16 protein-coding genes and 1 pseudogene are annotated in these 18,708 nt (G+C 56.9%); 10 read left to right on the forward strand and 7 right to left on the reverse strand.

Features of this window, described 5'->3' with window-relative positions:
* Window positions 1-7: 7 nt before the first annotated feature.
* On the forward strand, window positions 8-1,111 hold the full coding sequence (gene gldA, locus Electrica_RS24590) for a bifunctional L-1,2-propanediol dehydrogenase/glycerol dehydrogenase (protein WP_131050444.1): 1,104 nt from the start codon (window positions 8-10) through the stop codon (window positions 1,109-1,111).
* 30 nt (window positions 1,112-1,141) lie between these two features.
* On the opposite strand, the gene metF is transcribed toward gldA, so the two are convergent.
* Both metF and Electrica_RS24600 read right to left on the reverse strand, forming a co-directional pair.
* Window positions 1,142-2,032, reverse strand: a complete 891-nt coding sequence (metF, locus tag Electrica_RS24595; RefSeq protein WP_131050443.1) for a methylenetetrahydrofolate reductase — start codon at window positions 2,030-2,032, stop codon at window positions 1,142-1,144.
* Between the two features lie 167 nt (window positions 2,033-2,199).
* On the reverse strand, window positions 2,200-3,099 hold the full coding sequence (locus Electrica_RS24600) for a LysR family transcriptional regulator (RefSeq protein ID WP_142255792.1): 900 nt from the start codon (window positions 3,097-3,099) through the stop codon (window positions 2,200-2,202).
* Window positions 3,100-3,189: 90 nt separating this feature from the next.
* On the opposite strand from Electrica_RS24600, the pseudogene Electrica_RS24605 reads away from it, so the two are divergent.
* Window positions 3,190-3,561 (forward strand): annotated as a pseudogene (locus Electrica_RS24605) (carboxymuconolactone decarboxylase family protein).
* Window positions 3,562-3,605: 44 nt separating this feature from the next.
* On the opposite strand, the gene Electrica_RS24610 reads toward Electrica_RS24605, so the two are convergent.
* Both Electrica_RS24610 and metB read right to left on the reverse strand, forming a co-directional pair.
* The gene (locus Electrica_RS24610) at window positions 3,606-6,038 is read right to left on the reverse strand and encodes a bifunctional aspartate kinase/homoserine dehydrogenase II (RefSeq protein ID WP_100685412.1); all 2,433 of its coding nucleotides are present in this window, start codon (window positions 6,036-6,038) and stop codon (window positions 3,606-3,608) included.
* Window positions 6,039-6,040: 2 nt separating this feature from the next.
* Window positions 6,041-7,201, reverse strand: a complete 1,161-nt coding sequence (gene metB, locus Electrica_RS24615; RefSeq protein WP_100685413.1) for a cystathionine gamma-synthase — start codon at window positions 7,199-7,201, stop codon at window positions 6,041-6,043.
* 267 nt (window positions 7,202-7,468) lie between these two features.
* Between metB and metJ the strand changes: the two genes are divergently transcribed.
* On the forward strand, window positions 7,469-7,786 hold the full coding sequence (gene metJ, locus Electrica_RS24620; protein WP_004869405.1) for a met regulon transcriptional regulator MetJ: 318 nt from the start codon (window positions 7,469-7,471) through the stop codon (window positions 7,784-7,786).
* Between the two features lie 125 nt (window positions 7,787-7,911).
* Here metJ and rpmE read toward each other — a convergent pair whose 3' ends face one another.
* Complete coding sequence (gene rpmE, locus Electrica_RS24625; protein WP_004869403.1) at window positions 7,912-8,127, reverse strand: 50S ribosomal protein L31; 216 nt, start codon at window positions 8,125-8,127, stop codon at window positions 7,912-7,914.
* Between the two features lie 241 nt (window positions 8,128-8,368).
* Between rpmE and priA the strand changes: the two genes are divergently transcribed.
* From priA to rraA, 7 genes are all read left to right on the forward strand, one after another.
* Window positions 8,369-10,564: a primosomal protein N' gene (gene priA, locus Electrica_RS24630; RefSeq protein WP_142255793.1), complete on the forward strand. Its 2,196-nt coding sequence runs from the start codon at window positions 8,369-8,371 to the stop codon at window positions 10,562-10,564.
* A 151-nt stretch (window positions 10,565-10,715) separates the two neighbouring features.
* The gene (gene cytR / locus Electrica_RS24635) at window positions 10,716-11,744 is read left to right on the forward strand and encodes a DNA-binding transcriptional regulator CytR (protein ID WP_100685415.1); all 1,029 of its coding nucleotides are present in this window, start codon (window positions 10,716-10,718) and stop codon (window positions 11,742-11,744) included.
* Between the two features lie 91 nt (window positions 11,745-11,835).
* The gene (gene ftsN, locus Electrica_RS24640) at window positions 11,836-12,828 is read left to right on the forward strand and encodes a cell division protein FtsN (protein WP_100685416.1); all 993 of its coding nucleotides are present in this window, start codon (window positions 11,836-11,838) and stop codon (window positions 12,826-12,828) included.
* Window positions 12,829-12,919: 91 nt separating this feature from the next.
* Window positions 12,920-13,450: an ATP-dependent protease subunit HslV gene (hslV, locus tag Electrica_RS24645; protein WP_100685417.1), complete on the forward strand. Its 531-nt coding sequence runs from the start codon at window positions 12,920-12,922 to the stop codon at window positions 13,448-13,450.
* Between the two features lie 9 nt (window positions 13,451-13,459).
* A complete protein-coding gene (gene hslU, locus Electrica_RS24650; protein ID WP_100685418.1) occupies window positions 13,460-14,794 on the forward strand; it encodes an HslU--HslV peptidase ATPase subunit in 1,335 nt (444 codons plus the stop codon).
* A gap of 191 nt (window positions 14,795-14,985) precedes the next feature.
* Window positions 14,986-15,912 (forward strand): 1,4-dihydroxy-2-naphthoate polyprenyltransferase, encoded by a 927-nt coding sequence (gene menA / locus Electrica_RS24655; RefSeq protein ID WP_100685419.1) that lies wholly within the window; start codon window positions 14,986-14,988, stop codon window positions 15,910-15,912.
* A 92-nt stretch (window positions 15,913-16,004) separates the two neighbouring features.
* Window positions 16,005-16,490, forward strand: a complete 486-nt coding sequence (rraA, locus tag Electrica_RS24660) for a ribonuclease E activity regulator RraA (RefSeq protein WP_004869382.1) — start codon at window positions 16,005-16,007, stop codon at window positions 16,488-16,490.
* A gap of 63 nt (window positions 16,491-16,553) precedes the next feature.
* On the opposite strand, the gene pfkA is transcribed toward rraA, so the two are convergent.
* Together pfkA and fieF are read right to left on the reverse strand one after the other, a co-directional pair.
* The gene (gene pfkA, locus Electrica_RS24665) at window positions 16,554-17,516 is read right to left on the reverse strand and encodes a 6-phosphofructokinase (RefSeq protein ID WP_131050439.1); all 963 of its coding nucleotides are present in this window, start codon (window positions 17,514-17,516) and stop codon (window positions 16,554-16,556) included.
* A gap of 203 nt (window positions 17,517-17,719) precedes the next feature.
* Window positions 17,720-18,616, reverse strand: coding sequence for a CDF family cation-efflux transporter FieF (fieF, locus tag Electrica_RS24670; RefSeq protein ID WP_100685421.1), 897 nt, complete (start codon window positions 18,614-18,616; stop codon window positions 17,720-17,722).
* Between the last annotated feature and the right edge of the window lie 92 nt (window positions 18,617-18,708).

The following is an 18,708-nucleotide window of genomic DNA, read 5'->3' on the forward strand; positions in this document are numbered from 1 at the left end:
AATAGAAATGGATCGCATTATTCAATCCCCAGGCAAATATATTCAGGGCGCAAATGCTATCACCCGCCTTGGCCACTATCTCAAACCGCTGGCCGAACGCTGGCTCATTGTTGGCGACAAGTTTGTGCTGGGTTTTGCCGCAGAAAAGCTGCGTAAAAGCCTGACCGATGCGGGTCTGGTTGCGGAAATCGTGCCGTTTGGCGGTGAATGCTCGCATAATGAAATCAATCGCTTGCGCGATATCGCTGGCGCTGCTCGCTGCAATGCCGTGCTGGGAATCGGCGGAGGAAAAACGCTGGATACCGCAAAAGCATTAGCCCACTTTATGAATCTTCCGGTGGTGATTGCCCCGACAATTGCCTCAACGGACGCCCCCTGCAGCGCGCTCTCGGTTATCTATACCGACGAGGGAGAGTTTGACAGCTATCTGATGCTGCCGCACAACCCGAACATGGTGATTGTCGATACGCAAATCGTCGCCGGCGCGCCGCCACGTCTGCTGGCAGCGGGTATCGGCGATGCGCTCGCCACCTGGTTTGAAGCCCGCGCCTGTTCACGCAGCGGCGCTACGACCATGGCCGGAGGCAAATGCACTCAGGCGGCGCTGGCGCTGGCTGAACTGTGCTACAACACGCTGCTTGAAGAAGGTGAAAAAGCGATGCTGGCGGCGGAGCAACACGTCGTCACACCGGCGCTGGAGAAGGTTATCGAAGCCAACACCTATCTGAGCGGCGTCGGCTTTGAAAGCGGCGGTCTGGCGGCAGCGCATGCGATCCATAACGGCCTCACCGCCATTGCCGACGCGCATCACTACTATCACGGTGAAAAAGTCGCTTTCGGGACGCTGACGCAACTGGTGCTGGAAAATGCCCCGGTGGAAGAGATAGAAACCGTCGCCGCGTTATGTCACAGCGTGGGCCTGCCGATCACCCTGGCGCAGCTGGATATTAAAGGGGATATTGCCGAAAAAATGCGCATTGTCGCCGAAGCGGCCTGCGCGGAAGGGGAAACTATCCACAACATGCCCGGCGGCGCGACGCCAGACCAGGTCTACGCGGCATTACGGGTCGCTGACCAGTACGGCCAGCGTTTTCTGCATGAATGGGAATAAAGCATAATGGCCCTCGATGAGGGCCATTTTTTATACCGCCGGGCGCACGCCCAGGGTGTGGCAGATAGCGTAGCTCATCTCGGCGCGGTTCAGCGTGTAGAAGTGGAAATCCTTCACGCCTTCGCGGCTTAAAATTTTCACCATGTCCATCGCAATATTGGCACCGACCAGCTGGCGAGTTTCCGCATCGTTATCCAGACCCTCAAACATTTTTGACATCCACGTTGGAATACGCACGTTGGTCATGTCGGCAAACTTTTTCGCCTGTTTGAAGTTAGAAACCGGCAGGATGCCCGGAATAATTTCAACATCGATCCCGGCAGACACGCAACGATCGCGAAAACGCAAATAGCTTTCGACGTCAAAGAAAAACTGGGTAATCGCGCGGTTCGCGCCGGCTTCGACTTTCCGCTTCAGGTTCAGCAGATCGGCCTGCGCGCTTTTGGCTTCCGGGTGAACTTCAGGATAGGCCGCAACGGAAATATCAAAATCTCCGACCTCCTTCAACAGCGTCACCAGGTCCGCTGCATACATATCGGGCTTACCGCTGCCCGGCGGCAGGTCGCCGCGCAGGGCAACGATGTGGCGAATACCGTTGTTCCAGTAGTCTTCGGCGATCGTGCGCAGTTCATCGCGGCTGGCGTCAATACAGGTCAGATGCGGCGCCGCTTCCAGACCAGTACGTTCCTTGATGCCCTTAATGATGCTATGGGTGCGATCGCGCTCGCCGGAGTTGGCGCCATAGGTCACCGAGACAAACTTTGGCTTCAGGCTGCTTAAGCGATCGATGGACTTCCACAAGGTTTGCTCCATTTCACTGGTGCGCGGCGGGAAGAATTCAAAGGACACGTTAATCTGGCCCTGTACTTCTGCCAGGCTCTGATTCAGGGCTTCCCGCTGATTGGCGTGAAAAAAGCTCATACCTTACCTCATCAATCGCATTTTATTGTTTGTTGTGTTGCGAACTTCTATACGTTTAGACGTCCAGATGTAAAAATGACGGAAAAGTGCCCGGGCGTCAATAGAAAAATCAGCGTAAAGAGTGAGGAATATTCAGTGAAGATGAGATGATTTCATCTCACTCCACGCTAAGATAATGATTCCTCAATAAACGGCAGCAACCACGCGCGCAAAGCGTCATCTTCCGGCCGCGTCACTAATCCCAGCGACAAACGCAAGCGAGTCCCCTCCAGCGGATGAAATACCACCCCCTGGCGCTGTATTGCGGCAAATGACGCTGGCAGCAAAATCATCCCTTCTCCGCGTGCGATGCGCGCCAGCAGAACGTCATGCTCAGCGGGCTCCTCCACATACGCCGGCACGTAGCCAATACGATCAAAAATACGCCGGGTTGCGTCAAAAAAGGCCGGATTACGTTCGCGCCGGAACCAAAACAGCGGTCGGTGATTCAGGGTTTCTAAAGCCAGCCGGGGAATCGTAGATTCCGGCCATGACGCGGGTAGCGCCGCAATCAACGATTCATGACAGGGCAAAGGAGAAAGCGTTAATCCATCGACATTCAGCGGCAGCGCAACCAGCGCGGCGTTTAGCTTGCCTTTGCGCACCTGCTGAGCCAGGGCGGGCGAAGCGCGGCGAAGGAGGGAGAGCGCACTGACCTTGCGGCTCAACGCCGATTCCAGAGATGCAAAGATACCCTGCTCAAAAGCGGTCGTCAGCCCCAGACGTAAAGGCTGCTGGCGATCGTCGGACAGCTGACCTAGCGCGCTCAGCGTCGTCTCCTGCAGCGCCAGAAGCGGACGAATAAGCTCCAGCACCCGCTCACCCTCTGCGGTAAGAATCAGCCCTTTGGTATGACGGACAAAGAGCGTCACGCCCAGCAGCGTTTCCAGATGGCGGATATGGCGACTCAGCGGCGGCTGCGAGATGAACAACCGCTGCGCCGCCCGACTGATATTATTCTCTTCCGCCACCACGGCAAAATAGCGCAGCAGGCGGATATCAAGAGTCTGTAAACGTAAATTTGTCATACCTGAAAGGTATCACGAAAAGGGTATTACTCAAGTCCGGTTAACGCCTCTAACCTTCCTGCCAATACACCATCATTATGAGGAAAGATCATGACATCAGAGCGTTATACCACCGGCCTCGACATGTTGCAGCGCGTTGACGGCAAAGGCGGCGATGCCGTCGTTAAAAGCCTGCAGGCCATCGCCCCGGACTTTGCCCGCTACCTGATTGAATTCCCGTTTGGCGATATTTACGCCCGACCGGGGCTCGATTTACGCAGCCGTGAAATCGCCACCATTGCCGCCTTAACGGCGCTGGGCAACGCCGCGCCACAGCTAAAAGTGCATATTGCCGCCGGGTTGCACGTCGGCCTGTCGTAGGAGGAGATTATCGAAGTTATCATGCAGATGGCGGTGTATGCCGGATTCCCGGCGGCCTTAAATGGCCTGTTCGCCGCCAAAGAAGTTTTTGCGGCGCAGTGAGACTCCGAGACCAGACGCCGGTCTGGTCTCGGGCAGAGGCAGGGTTACAGCAGTTGCGCCAGACGGTTAATATCCGACTGAATGGCGCCAGCGGTCACATCGCGACCGGCACCCGGTCCACGGATGACCAGCGGGTTATCGCGGTACCAGCGGCTCTCGATGGCAAAAACGTTATCGCACGGCAGCAGGGCCGCCAGCGGATGCTCCTCGCGGACGGCTTCAACGCCAACCCGCGCTTTTCCGTTGGCATCAAAACGCGCCACATAGCGCAGAACCAGCCCCAGCTCGCGGGCGGCTTCCAGGCGCTGCAGCATCTGTTCGTTCAGCTCTTCGCCATTCTCAAAGAAGTGATCCACAGAGCCCTCTTCACAGTGCGCAGGCACCAGCGATTCCACGCGCACCTGATCGGGCTCGATGTCATAACCGGCTTCGCGCGCAAGGATAACCAGCTTACGCATCACATCTTTTCCCGCCAGATCAACGCGCGGGTCCGGCTCCGTCAGCCCCTGTTGCCAGGCCTGATCGACCAGATCGGTAAACGGTACGGTGCCGTCAAACTGCAGGAACAGCCAGGAGAGGGTGCCGGAGAAAATACCGCTCAACGCCAGAATGGTATCGCCGCTGTCAATCAGGTCGCGCACGGTATGGTTCACCGGCAGACCCGCACCAACGGTGGCGTTGTACAGCCAGTGACGACCCGTTTTCTCGAACGCGTCGTGAATCTGACGGTATTTGTCGCTGCTGCTGGCGCCGGCCAGCTTATTCGCGCTGATGACGTGGAAACCATGGCTGGCAAAATCGAGGTACTGATCGGCCAGCTGCTCGCTGGCGGTCACGTCCAACACCACCAAATCATCATAGGGATGAGCGCGCATCCACAGGAATAGCGACTCTTCATCCTGCTCAACGGCTTCATCGTTGAAGAAGGCCAACGCGCGGCTGGCATCCAGCCCCTCGTAGTTAAGCAGGCTGCGGCGGCTGTCCACCACCCCGGCGAGGACAAACTCAAAGCCGGTGCGGGCTGAGAGCGTGCTCTGTTCGCGGGCAAACAGCTCCAGCCAGCGCGAACCGATATTGCCTTTACCAAAAAGGACCAGGCCAATACGCTTTTCTGCCCGAAACAGGGACTGATGCAGGCCCTGAATCAGGCTTTCCGTCGGCCCTGCGCGCAGCACCGCCACCAGGCTAATTCCCTCTTCGGACTGCCAGGTAAATTCCACCGGCTGCCCTTTCAGCTGCTGCCAGAAACGGTGGCAGTGCAGCGGGTTACGGCTGACGCCCGCCCCGACCATCGCCACCAGCGCCAGCTTCTGGCGCAGGCGCAGCTCGCCCGGCAGACCGGCTTCATCGAGCAGGCGCAGCGCGCTGTCGGCCACTTCCGAGGTGTAGCAGAACTGCAGCAGCTTACGGTCAGCATGCACACCCACCGCCAGCGGGCGCAGCTGGGCGCGTTTAAAGATAAGATCCAGTTCCTTGTGCGCCAGCTTGAAATCCTGCCCGGCGGGCACCTGGAACTCAATCAGGCAGACATCATCATGGCTGGTCACAATACGTGCGCCGGTACCGGACGCCAGCACGCGCTCAATGCGCGTGGAGCCTTGCTCAGGCGTATAGCTACAGCGGAGCTGCAGATCGATATCGCTACCGGAGACCGGCTGAAGGGTACGGGCGTGCAGAACCGGGGCCGCCAGACGCGCCAGCTCGCTGGCTTCATCCAGGCGCAGCAGCGGCAGCAGGCACGCATCCTTCACCTTACGCGGGTCCGCGCTGTAAACCCCGGCCACGTCGCTCCAGATAGTGACGCGAGACGCCCCGGCCAGGGCGCCAATCTGGGTAGCGGAATAGTCAGAACCATTACGCCCCAGCAGGACGGTTTCCCCGGCGTTGTTGCGCGAGATGAAGCCGGTCACCACCAGACGTTTGTTGGGATGTTGCGCCATCAGCTGTTGCAGCAGCGGATAAGACAGACCTTCATCCACCTGCGGCTGCGCAGCGCGCTCGGCGCGCAGGAAGCTGCGCGCGTCAAGCCATGCCGCTTCCAGTCCCAGCTGGTTAAGCACTGCGGCCATCAGACGTGCGGACCACACTTCGCCGTGGCCGACCACTTCAGCGTATACCGCATCGGTCACACCGCTATCCAGCAAGCCGGCGAGACGCTCAAGATCGTGAATAAACGACGCGATCAGCGTATCCGCCGCTTCTGCCGACAGCAGGCTGGCGATTAGCTCCTGATGATAACGGCGCAGCGACTGCTGTACCTGATGCGCAGAAAGGCGATCGGTCTGGCTGAGCTTCAGCCAGCTAATCAGCTGGTTGGTGGTGCTGCCCGCGGCGGAGACAACCATCATGTCGCCGGCCTGCGAGTATTCCGTCATGATCCCCGCGACGCGCAGGTAACATTTCGCATCCGCTAAACTACTCCCACCAAATTTGTGCAGCTGACGACCCTTCGTCCCTGCCTGCGCATTCACACTCATGTTTATTCCTCGTTTGCCGCCCGGAAGCCATTTTCCAGGTCGGCAATTAAATCTTCACCATCTTCAATACCGGTCGAAATACGCAGAAGCGTTTCTGAAATCCCCGCCGCCGCGCGCGCCTCAGGCGCCATACCTGCATGGGTCATCGTCGCAGCGTGCGAAATCAGACTTTCTACGCCCCCCAGCGATTCGGCCAGCGTAAACAGCGATAATCCGCTCAGAAAACGACGCAACGTCTGCTCATCGCCCTTCAGCTCAAAGCTTAACATCGCGCCAAAACCTTTTTGCTGACGGGCAGCAATCTCATGCCCCTGATTTTCCGGCAGAGACGGATGATACAGTTTTTTCACCAGCGGCTGGGTTTTCAGATAGTCGACAATCGCCAGCGCATTGCGCTGTGCGACTTCCATACGCGGAGAGAGCGTACGTAAACCACGCAGCAGCAGGTAGCTATCAAATGCGCTGCCGGTCACGCCGATATTATTCGCCCACCATGCCAGTTCGGTGACAAGAGCCGGATCTTTCGCAATCACCACACCGGCCACCACGTCAGAATGTCCGTTCAGGTATTTTGTGCACGAATGCAGCACCAGATCGGCTCCCAACGCCAGCGGATTTTGCAACGCCGGGCTCAGGAAGGTGTTATCCACCACGCTCACCGCACCCGCTTCACGAGCCAGCGTGCAGATTTTCGCAATATCCACCACGCGCAGCAATGGATTACTTGGACTTTCGACTAACACCAGCTTCGGTTTTTCTGCCAGGGCCGCGCTCAGCGCCTGCTCATCGTTCTGATCGACAAACAGTACCCGGTAGCAGCCGCGCTTCGCGAGGCTATCAAACAGGCGATAGCTGCCGCCGTAGCAGTCGTGAGGCGCCACCAGCAGATCGCCAGGCTTCAGGAATACGGTCGTCACCAGCAGAATCGCCGACATGCCGGTATTGGTCAGAACGGCGCCCGCTCCCCCTTCCAGCTCCGCCAGCGCGCGCTGCACCACATCGCGGGTAGGGTTACCGCGGCGGGAGTAGTCGTGGGCACGAGGTTCATTAAAGTCGATGAAGTTGTAGGTACTGGAAAGGTGAATCGGCGGGACAACGCAACCGTATTGTTCGTCGTCATTTAAACCGCTACGCACTGCGATGGTGGCCTGTTTACGCGTCATGTTGGGCAGTTCCTGGGCTGAGTCGGTGAAAAGTCAGGCACCAGAGTAATCATTGTCACAATAGACGTCAATACATCTGGACATCTAAACTTCTTTGCGTATAGATTGAGCAAATAGAGAATAGCCGTTAAAATTATATGCATTAGCGCATCTCTGCTGGGGCTTATCGGATGTCAGAACGCCCCCGCTACGGTAAACTACGCGCAATTATGGCCTGGACCCAGGGTTCTGGCCCTTAACTTATGACTAGAGGATTAAAGGTATCTCATGGCTGAATGGAGCGGCGAATATATCAGCCCATACGCTGAGCACGGTAAGAAGAGTGAGCAAGTAAAAAAAATTACGGTATCCATTCCTCTGAAGGTGTTGAAGATCCTCACCGATGAACGCACGCGTCGTCAGGTCAACAACCTGCGCCACGCCACCAATAGCGAACTGCTGTGTGAAGCGTTCCTGCATGCATTTACCGGTCAACCGTTACCCAACGATGAAGACCTGCGTAAAGAGCGCAGCGATGAGATCCCGGAAGCGGCGAAACAGATTATGCGCGAGATGGGTATCGACCCGGATACGTGGGAATACTGAGACAATAAAAAAGGCGGAAGCGATGTTCCGCCTTTTTTTCGTCTCTGCCCACCCTGAATCTGCATACCGGGCATAACGACAAAAACAAAAAAAGCCGCCCGTGGGCGGCTTTTTCTTCCGGCAACTTACTTGCTGGTGCCTGGAACGCTGAAGCGCTTGTTGAAGCGGTCAACGCGGCCACCGGTCGCAACATCACGCTGCTTGCCAGTGTAGAACGGGTGGCATTTACCGCACACGTCGAGGTTCAGGTCGTGACCTACGGTAGAACGGATTTTCATGACATTACCGCAAGAGCAAGAAGCAGTAATTTCTTCGTATTTCGGGTGAATATCTTTTTTCATGGGAGAACCTCAGTTAAGGCCGCGTCGCTCTTCCAGCCCTAACGCCAGACACCACGCGATGTTAATAATTTCCCGGCGCAATTCCGCTAAACGCAATCCCCGGGTAATAGATTCTGATGCTGCACGAAGCGCACCAAAGGCGGCGAATCATACAGAATTTGACCAGCATATGCAAACTGATCCGCGAGCCCTTATCACAATGTGTATACTAACCGGCCAGATTTCAAGTCAGGAAGATGACATGCCCGTCGCCCACGTTGCCCTGCCCGTCCCGCTGCCCCGTACCTTTGACTACCTGCTACCTGAGGGAATGCCGGTCAAAGCGGGCTGCCGCGTGCGCGTGCCGTTCGGTAAGCAAGAGCGTATCGGGATTGTAACCGCCGTCAGCGAACGCAGCGAGCTGCCGCTGGATGAGCTCAAGCCGGTCATCGACACGCTGGATGCCGAGCCGGTATTCTCTTCCACCGTCTGGCGACTGCTGCTGTGGGCAGCCGACTACTATCACCATCCCATCGGCGATGTGCTGTTCCACGCCCTGCCGATCATGCTTCGCCAGGGGAAACCGGCCAGCGCGGCGCCGCAGTGGTACTGGTTCGCTACCGAGCAGGGCCAGGCCGTCGATATCAACAGCCTCAAACGCTCGCCGAAGCAGCAGCAGGCTCTGGCCGCGCTGCGTCAGGGGAAGATCTGGCGTCACCAGGTTGCGGAGCTGGCGTTTAACGACGCGGCGCTGCAGGCTCTGCGTGGGAAAGGGCTTTGCGAGCTGGCAAGCGAAGCGCCCGCCCTCACCGACTGGCGAACCCACTTTGCTGTACCCGGCGAACGGCTGCGCCTCAACACCGAACAGGCCACTGCCGTCGGGGCGATTCACAGCGCATCGGACCGTTTTTCAACCTGGCTGCTAGCGGGGATTACCGGCTCCGGGAAAACGGAAGTTTACCTCAGCGTGCTGGAAAATGTGCTGGCACAAGGCCGACAGGCGCTGGTGATGGTGCCGGAAATAGGCCTGACGCCGCAAACTATCGCCCGTTTCCGTCAGCGTTTTAACGCGCCGGTTGAAGTCCTGCACTCCGGCCTCAACGACAGCGAACGGCTTTCCGCGTGGCTGAAGGCCAAAAACGGCGAAGCAGCCATCGTCATCGGCACGCGTTCCGCGCTGTTCACGCCATTCAAAAACCTGGGCGTGATCGTCATCGATGAAGAACACGACAGCTCCTATAAGCAACAGGAAGGCTGGCGCTATCACGCCCGCGATCTGGCGGTGTGGCGCGCCCATAGCGAGCAAATCCCGATTATTCTTGGCTCGGCAACCCCGGCGCTGGAGACGTTATACAATGTCCGCCAGGGGAAATATCGCCAGCTGAAGCTGACAAAGCGCGCGGGTAACGCCCGTCCGGCGCAACAGCATGTTCTGGACCTGAAAGGACAGCAATTGCAGGCGGGACTCTCCCCGGCGCTGATTGGCCGCATGCGTCAGCATTTGCAGGCCGATAATCAGGTGATTCTGTTTTTAAACCGCCGCGGTTTCGCCCCGGCGCTGCTGTGCCATGACTGCGGCTGGATAGCAGAGTGTCCGCGCTGCGACAGCTACTACACCCTGCATCAGGCACAGCATCATTTACGCTGCCACCACTGCGACAGCCAGCGTCCGATCCCGCGCCAGTGCCCCTCCTGCGGCTCAACGCATCTGGTGCCGGTCGGGCTGGGCACCGAGCAGCTGGAGCAGGCGCTGGCGCCGCTGTTTCCCGGCGTGCCGGTTTCTCGCGTCGACCGGGATACCACCAGCCGTAAAGGCGCGCTCGAACAGCACCTCTCCGATATCCATCGCGGCGGCGCACGCATCCTGATCGGCACCCAAATGCTGGCCAAAGGTCATCATTTCCCGGACGTTACCCTGGTGTCGCTGCTGGATGTCGATGGCGCGCTGTTTTCCGCCGATTTCCGCTCGGCCGAACGCTTCGCTCAGCTCTATACCCAGGTCTCTGGCCGCGCAGGGCGCGCGGGTAAACAGGGCGAGGTGATTTTGCAGACCCACCACCCGGAACATCCTCTGCTGCAAACGTTGTTGTATAAAGGCTACGACGCCTTTGCCGAACAGGCGCTGGCAGAGCGGCAGACCATGCAGCTGCCGCCGTGGACCAGCCATGTCCTGATTCGTGCCGAAGATCATAACAACCAGCAGGCGCCGTTGTTCCTGCAGCAGTTGCGGAATTTACTGCAGGCCAGTCCGCTGACCGATGACAAACTGTGGGTGCTGGGCCCGGTTCCGGCGCTGGCGCCCAAGCGCGGGGGCCGCTGGCGCTGGCAAATTCTGCTCCAGCACCCTTCGCGCGTTCGCTTGCAGCATATCGTCAGCGGTACGCTCGCCTTGATCAATACGCTGCCGGAAGCGCGCAAGGTAAAATGGGTTCTGGACGTCGATCCTATTGAAGGTTAAGCCTTCTCTTGCGAAACGGATCGAAAAAATTTAACAACCATCACGTTTTTCATGAAAATTCTGTAACTCTCTACATCGACTATCTGCTAAAAATGTTGCTGATGTCAGTACACAAAGGAAGTGCCTGCGCCAGTGAGCGAGGAGAAAACAGGTGAAGCCCAAAAAACAGGTGGTTGCCGCCACAATGAAAGATGTCGCCCTGAAGGCTAACGTTTCAACGGCAACCGTGTCCCGAGCGTTAATGAATCCCGATAAGGTTTCTCAGACTACCCGTAACCGGGTGGAGCAGGCGGCGCTTGAAGTCGGCTATTTGCCGCAGTCGCTCGGACGCAATATGAAACGTAACGAGTCGCGTACAATTCTGGTCATCGTACCGGATATTTGCGATCCCTTTTTCAGCGAGATTATCCGCGGCATTGAGATTACCGCTGCGGAACAGGGATATCTGGTGCTGATCGGCGACTGCGCCCACCAGAACCGGCAGGAAAAGACCTTTATCGACCTGATCATTACCAAGCAGATCGACGGTATGTTGTTGCTGGGCTCCCGCCTGCCGTTTGACGCGGGGGTGGAAGAACAGCGTAATCTGCCGCCGATGGTGATGGCGAATGAATTTGCGCCGGAGCTGGAGCTGCCCACGGTGCACATCGATAACCTCACTGCCGCCTTTAATGCCGTGAATTATCTGCACGAGCTGGGCCACCAGCGTATTGGCTGTATCGCTGGTCCGGAAGAGATGCCGCTCTGCCACTATCGCCTCCAGGGCTACGTGCAGGCGCTGCGCCGTAGCGGGATCACCATCGATCCGCACTATATCGCTCGCGGTAACTTTACCTATGAAGCGGGGGCCAACGCGCTGGAGCAGCTTCTGGCGCTGCCGGTGCCGCCGACCGCGGTCTTCTGCCATAGCGATATCATGGCGCTGGGTGCGCTGTCGCTGGCAAAACGCCGGGGCCTGAAGATACCTGACGACCTGTCGATTGTCGGTTTCGATAATATCTCTTTGTCCGAATTTTGCGATCCGCCATTGACGACCGTTGCGCAACCGCGCTTTGATATTGGCCGCGAAGCAATGCTCCTGCTCTTGGATCAGCTACATGGTCATAATGTGAACAGCGGTTCACGATTGCTGGACTGCGAACTGATCGTTCGCGGCAGTACACGCAAAATCAGAGCATAACCATCAGGCTTTCGGGCCTGCTCTTCTGGTCAAAGGCCCGCCGCTTAAGTAACATGGCGGACTGACGAACGAATAAAACAGCGAAACGATAGTGGCACAACGAGATTATGTACGCCGCAGCCAACCGGCTTCTTCGCGGCGCAAAAAGGGTAATACCCGAAGCTCAAGGAATAAACAGAGCAGCCTTCCGGCGGTTTCACCCACTATGGTTGCGATCGCGGCGGCAGTGCTGGTGGCCTTTATCGGTGGGCTGTACTTCATCACGCACCATAAAAAAGAAGAAGCGGAAGCGCTGCAAAACCGTCAGGCGGCAGGCAATGGCCTCCCGCCGAAACCGGAAGAACGCTGGCGCTACATTAAAGAGCTGGAAAGTCGCCAGCCAGGTGTACGCGCGCCGACTGAACCGACGGCTGGCGGGGAAGTGATGAAACCCGAGCAGTTAACCAATGAACAGCGCCAGCTGCTGGCACAAATGCAGGCGGATATGCGCCAGCAGCCGACCCAGTTGACCGAGGTGCCGTGGAACGAACAAACCCCGGCTCAGCGCCAGCAAACGCTGCAGCGTCAGCGTCTGGCGCAACAGCAGGTACAACAGCAGCAGGCTCAACAACAGTGGGCGCAAACCCAGCAGCAGGCGCCGGTGCAACAACAGCCGCGCGCGCAGCAGCGCGTTGCTGAACAGCCGTCCCCGCAGCCAAAGCCGGTACAGCAGCCGAAACAAACCGCCTCGACGCAGCAACCGTACCAGGATCTGCTGCAGACGCCTGCGCACACCGCCGCGCAGCCTAAAGCCCAGGCGGCTGCGCCGGTCACTCGCGTTGAAGAGGCGCCGAAAGCGGCGGCGGAAAAGAAAGACGATCGTAGCTGGATGATTCAGTGCGGCTCCTTTAAAGGCGCAGAACAGGCGGAAACCGTGCGGGCCCAGCTGGCGTTTGAAGGGTTCTCCTCACGCATTACCACCAACAATGGCTGGAATCGCGTGGTGATTGGGCCGCTGAAAGGCAAAGAGAGCGCCAACGATATGATCACTCGCCTGAAGATGGCCGGACACGCAAACTGCATTCGTCTCGCCGCCAGGGGTTGAAACCCTAAAAATCCCCCCCATCTATAATTGCATTCTGCCCCGCGTGAAGCGCGGGGCCCCTATTTCGTTTTTGTAACCAAGGGGTCTGCTCGTGACAACAATAGTTAGTGTTCGCCGTAACGGCCATGTGGTTATTGCCGGTGATGGCCAGGCCACGCTTGGCAATACCGTCATGAAAGGTAACGTGAAAAAAGTGCGTCGTCTCTACAACGACAAAGTGATCGCGGGCTTCGCCGGCGGCACCGCCGACGCCTTCACGCTGTTTGAACTGTTTGAACGTAAACTGGAAATGCATCAGGGCCACCTGGTCAAAGCTGCCGTGGAACTGGCGAAGGACTGGCGTACCGATCGTATGCTGCGCAAACTGGAAGCTCTGCTGGCCGTGGCGGACGAAAACGCTTCGCTGATCATCACCGGCAACGGTGACGTGGTGCAGCCAGAAAACGACCTGATTGCTATTGGCTCCGGTGGTCCCTACGCTCAGGCTGCTGCCCGCGCTCTGCTGGAAAATACCGAGATGAGCGCACGCGATATCGCAGAGAAGGCGTTGAATATTGCAGGTGATATCTGCATTTATACCAACCATTTCCACACCATCGAAGAATTATCCTCTAAAGCGTAAGGATCTCCCATGTCTGAAATGACCCCACGCGAAATTGTCAGCGAACTCGACAAACATATTATCGGTCAGGACGCGGCGAAGCGTTCTGTCGCTATCGCGCTGCGTAACCGCTGGCGCCGTATGCAGCTGAACGAAGAGCTGCGCCACGAAGTCACGCCGAAAAACATTCTGATGATCGGTCCGACCGGTGTGGGTAAAACGGAAATTGCCCGTCGTCTGGCGAAGCTGGCCAACGCGCCGTTCATCAAAGTAGAAGCCACAAAATTCACCGAAGTGGGCTATGTCGGGAAAGAAGTGGATTCGATTATCCGCGACCTGACCGATGCGGCGATCAAAATGGTCCGCATGCAGTCGATCGATAAAAATCGCTATCGTGCGGAAGAACTGGCGGAAGAGCGCATTCTTGATGTGCTGATCCCGCCGGCAAAAAACAACTGGGGCCAGGCTGAACAGACTCAGGAACCGTCCGCTGCGCGTCAGGCATTCCGCAAAAAATTGCGTGAAGGCCAGCTCGACGATAAAGAAATCGAGATCGATCTCGCCGCCGCGCCGATGGGCGTGGAAATCATGTCCCCTCCGGGCATGGAAGAGATGACCAGCCAGCTGCAGTCGATGTTCCAGAACCTGGGCGGCCAGAAGCAAAAACCGCGCAAGTTGAAAATCAAAGACGCAATGAAGCTGCTGATTGAAGAAGAAGCGGCGAAGCTGGTCAACCCGGAAGAGCTCAAACAAGATGCCATCGACGCCGTAGAACAGCACGGTATCGTGTTTATCGACGAGATCGACAAAATCTGTAAGCGCGGCGGCAACAGCTCCGGCCCGGATGTCTCTCGCGAAGGCGTACAGCGCGACCTGCTGCCGCTGGTCGAAGGCTGCACGGTGTCGACCAAGCACGGTATGGTGAAAACCGACCATATTCTGTTTATCGCCTCTGGCGCATTCCAGGTGGCCAGCCCGTCTGACCTGATCCCGGAACTGCAGGGCCGTCTGCCGATTCGCGTCGAGCTCAAAGCGCTGACGACGGAAGATTTCGAGCGCATCCTGACCGAGCCGAACGCCTCCATCACCGTTCAGTATAAAGCGCTGATGGCGACCGAAGGCGTCAGCATCGAGTTTACGGAAGATGGCATCAAGCGTATTGCGCAGGCGGCATGGCAGGTTAACGAAACCACCGAAAACATCGGCGCACGTCGCCTGCACACCGTGCTGGAGCGTCTGATTGAAGATATCTCCTACGACGCCAGCGAAATGAACGGTCAGAGCATCACGATTGATGCGGAATATGTTGGTAAACATCTGGATGTACTGGTGGCAGATGAAGATCTGAGCCGTTTTATCCTATAATCCGGTCCAATATATTTTCATCACTATAGATGGGGCTATAGATACACAAAATCATTCACGCTGCGTCGAGGCGGCTAGCCTGAGAATCCCGGGAGCTTATTCCAGTAAGTGACCGGGTTGAGCGGGCGAAGCCAACAAAGGGGCAGTTTGAAGGATGACGGGTATAGCCCCATTTTTATTGGCCGGAACCTATGACTGAACAACCGATAAACCGAACCCAGGCCTGGCTGGAAAGCCTGCGGCCAAAAACGCTACCGCTGGCCTTTTCCGCCATCGTTGTCGGTACGACGCTCGCGTGGCAGCAGGGGAACTTCGATCCCTGGGTTGCGCTACTGGCGCTGATCACCGCCGGCCTGCTGCAAATATTATCCAACCTGGCCAACGATTATGGCGATGCCGTTAAGGGCAGCGATAAACCTGACCGCATCGGGCCGCTACGCGGCATGCAAAAAGGGGCCATCACCCAGGCGCAGATGAAGCGCGCGCTGATTGTCACCGTGGTGCTGATTTGCCTCTCCGGACTGGCGCTGTTGTTCTGTGCCTGGCAGACGATGGCCGATTTTATTGGTTTTATGGTGCTGGGAGGCGTAGCAATTATCGCCGCGATCACCTACACCGTCGGCACCCGGCCTTATGGCTATATCGGCCTCGGCGATATCTCTGTGCTGGCATTCTTTGGCTGGCTCAGCGTCGCAGGGAGCTGGTATCTCCAGGCCCACACGATTGAAGCAACCATTTTCCTGCCCGCCACCGCCTGTGGTCTGCTAGCCGCCGCGGTGCTGAATATCAATAATCTGCGCGATATCGATAGCGACCGGGAGAACGGCAAGAACACGCTGGCGGTACGTCTGGGGCCGCTCAACGCCCGCCGCTATCATACCTGCCTGCTCATCGGCGCGCCGCTGTGCCTGGCGCTGTTTACTCTGATTTCTCTGCATAGTCTGTGGGATTGGCTGTTCCTGCTCGCCACGCCGCTGCTGGTGAAGCAGGCGCGATTTGTGATGCGCGAGCGCGAACCGGTGGCAATGCGCCCGATGCTGGAACGCACGGTAAAAGCCGCGCTGTTAACCAACCTACTGTTTGTCATTGGGATTATCTGCAGCAAGCTGGTGGGTTAACTGACAAATATCAATTAACAACTGATGATTTTGCCAACAATACGATTCGCGAGATATACTAAAATCTCTCGCAGCAACTGAACGTTAAGCCTATGAAATACGATACTTCCGAGCTTTGTGACATCTACCAGGAGGATGTCAACGTAGTGGAACCTCTGTTCTCCAACTTTGGGGGACGGTCGTCGTTTGGTGGACAAATCATCACGGTGAAATGTTTCGAGGATAACGGGTTGCTATACGATATGCTCGAACAGAACGGCCGTGGTCACATCTTGCTGATCGATGGCGGGGGTTCCGTCCGACGGGCGTTAATTGACGCTGACCTGGCGCGTCTTGCCGTACAAAATGAGTGGGAAGGGATAGTGGTCTATGGCGCGGTGCGTCAGGTTGACGATCTTGAAGACCTGGATATCGGCATCCAGGCGCTGGCCGCCATTCCCGTAGGGGCCGCTGGGGAAGGTATCGGCGAAAGCGACGTACGCGTCAATTTCGGCGGTGTGACCTTCTTCTCCGGCGACCATCTGTATGCCGATAATACCGGGATCATCCTCTCCGAGGATGCGCTGGATATCGAATAACCCGCCCGCGCATAAAAAAGGCCTTCTCTCTGAGAAGGCCTTTTCGTTTGTTTCACGCCAGAATTAGTACAGTTTCTTCGCGCAATCCAGCCAGTCATTTTTGAACGGACGCTTCATGTTCTCGATAGCGTCGATGATGTCGTGGTGCACCAGCTTCTCGTTCTGAATACCAACGCAGCGGCCGCCAAAGCCCTGCAGCAACAGTTCAATAGCGTAAGAGCCCATACGGGATGCCAGGATACGGTCATAAGGTACCGGGGAGCCGCCGCGCTGAATGTGACCCAGAACGGTCGCACGGGTTTCACGGCCGGTTTCTTTCTCAATGTAGTGCGCCAGCTCGTCCACGTCGCACATATGTTCGGTAATGGCCACGATAGCGTGTTTCTTACCTTTGGCGATGCCGGCTTTGATTTCAGCAACCAGATCGTCACGCGTGTATTCCACTTCCGGCACCATGATAAACTCACAACCGCCGGCAATCGCCGCGGCCAGAGTCAGGTCACCGCAGTAACGCCCCATCACTTCAACAACAGAAATACGCTGGTGGGAAGAAGAGGTATCACGCAGACGGTCAATGGCTTCCACTACGGTGCTCAGCGCGGTAAAGAAACCGATGGTGTAGTCAGTGCCTTTGATATCGTTATCGATGGTGCCTGGCAGGCCGATGCACGGGAAGCCCATTTCAGTCAGGCGCATCGCCCCCATGTAAGAGCCATCACCGCCGATAACGACCAACGCATCCAGGCCACGCTTTTTCATATTTTCAAGCGCAACGGCGCGAATATGCTCTTCACGGAACTCCGGGAAGCGTGCTGACCCCAGGAAAGTGCCGCCACGGTTGATCATGTCGGAAACACTATAGCGGTCGAGCTGAACCATACGATCTTCATACAGGCCGAGGTAACCGTCATAGATTCCAAAAACTTCCAGACCTTCCGTTAATGCTGCGCGCACAACGCCACGAATTGCTGCGTTCATGCCCGGAGCATCACCGCCACTTGTCAACACACCGATTTTCTTAATCATGACTACCTCTGAACTTAGGAAGCAAAAAATAATCCTGTTGCCTGAAGCGCTCCTTCACCAGGAGTGCACGACGATAATTGCAATAGTATATCAAACGCTTCTGGCTGAATTGATTCAGGTCAGACCAAATGGCGGTAATTTATACAAAAAATGCCGATCTGCCCCACACTTTTACATCGAGTTTACAGACTATAACCGAAAGCTCATAAAACGCCCTGCCGTGCCAGCGGCACCACAGAACAGGGATCCTGATGGATAATGACATCAGAACCCGGGAAACGGTGCAGAATCGCCTGCTCCACCTGATCGGCAATAACGTGTGCCTGGACCAGCGGGAGGTTATCTTCCATTTCCAGATGTATTTGAATAAAGCGAGTCGGCCCTGACTGCCGCGTCCGTAGATCGTGTGCCCCGCTGACGCCTGGCCATTCGGTCACGATATTGATAATTTCCTGACGTTCCTCGTCAGGAAGCGCGCGGTCTAACAGCGACTGAATAGCGTCATAACCCATACGCAAAGCGCTATATAAAATATAGATGCCAATCCCGAGAGCAAACAGCGCGTCGGCACGATGCCAACCATACCAGGCGAGGCCCAGCGCCACCAGAATTGCGCCGTTCATCATAACATCAGACTGATAATGAAGCATATCTGCCCGCACCGCCTGACTTTGCGTTTTTCTGACCACCCAACGCTGGAACGTGACCAGCACCAGCGTGCTGACCAGCGCGATCAGCGTCACGGCAATACCGACCCCCGCCGCCTGCATCGGCTCCGGGCGCGCCAGGTGCTGAATACCGGTCAGAAACAGAAACAGAGCCGACCCGGAGATAAACATACTTTGTGCCAGCGCGGCCAGTGATTCTGCCTTACCGTGGCCAAAAGTATGCTCCTCATCAGCAGGCTGGAGGGAATAACGCACAACCAGCAGATTCGTTAACGAGGCGGCAATATCCACCAGCGAGTCCACAAGCGCAGCCAGAATACTCACTGACCCGGTGTACCACCACGCAAAAATCTTGATCAAAAGTAACGCGGACGCCATCACCGTCGCCGCAATAGCCGCGCGGCTCACCAGCCGCCCATAAGATTGATTCATATATGCTCCTTTTCGGCGATGCGCTTAGTATAACCTGAACTTTTGTCGCAACGAGGAGCAAGGCGGGAGGCGTTTCGCTGAATGACAGGCAA

This window comes from Klebsiella electrica, assembly GCF_006711645.1.
Classification (GTDB): Bacteria; Pseudomonadota; Gammaproteobacteria; order Enterobacterales; family Enterobacteriaceae; genus Klebsiella; species Klebsiella electrica.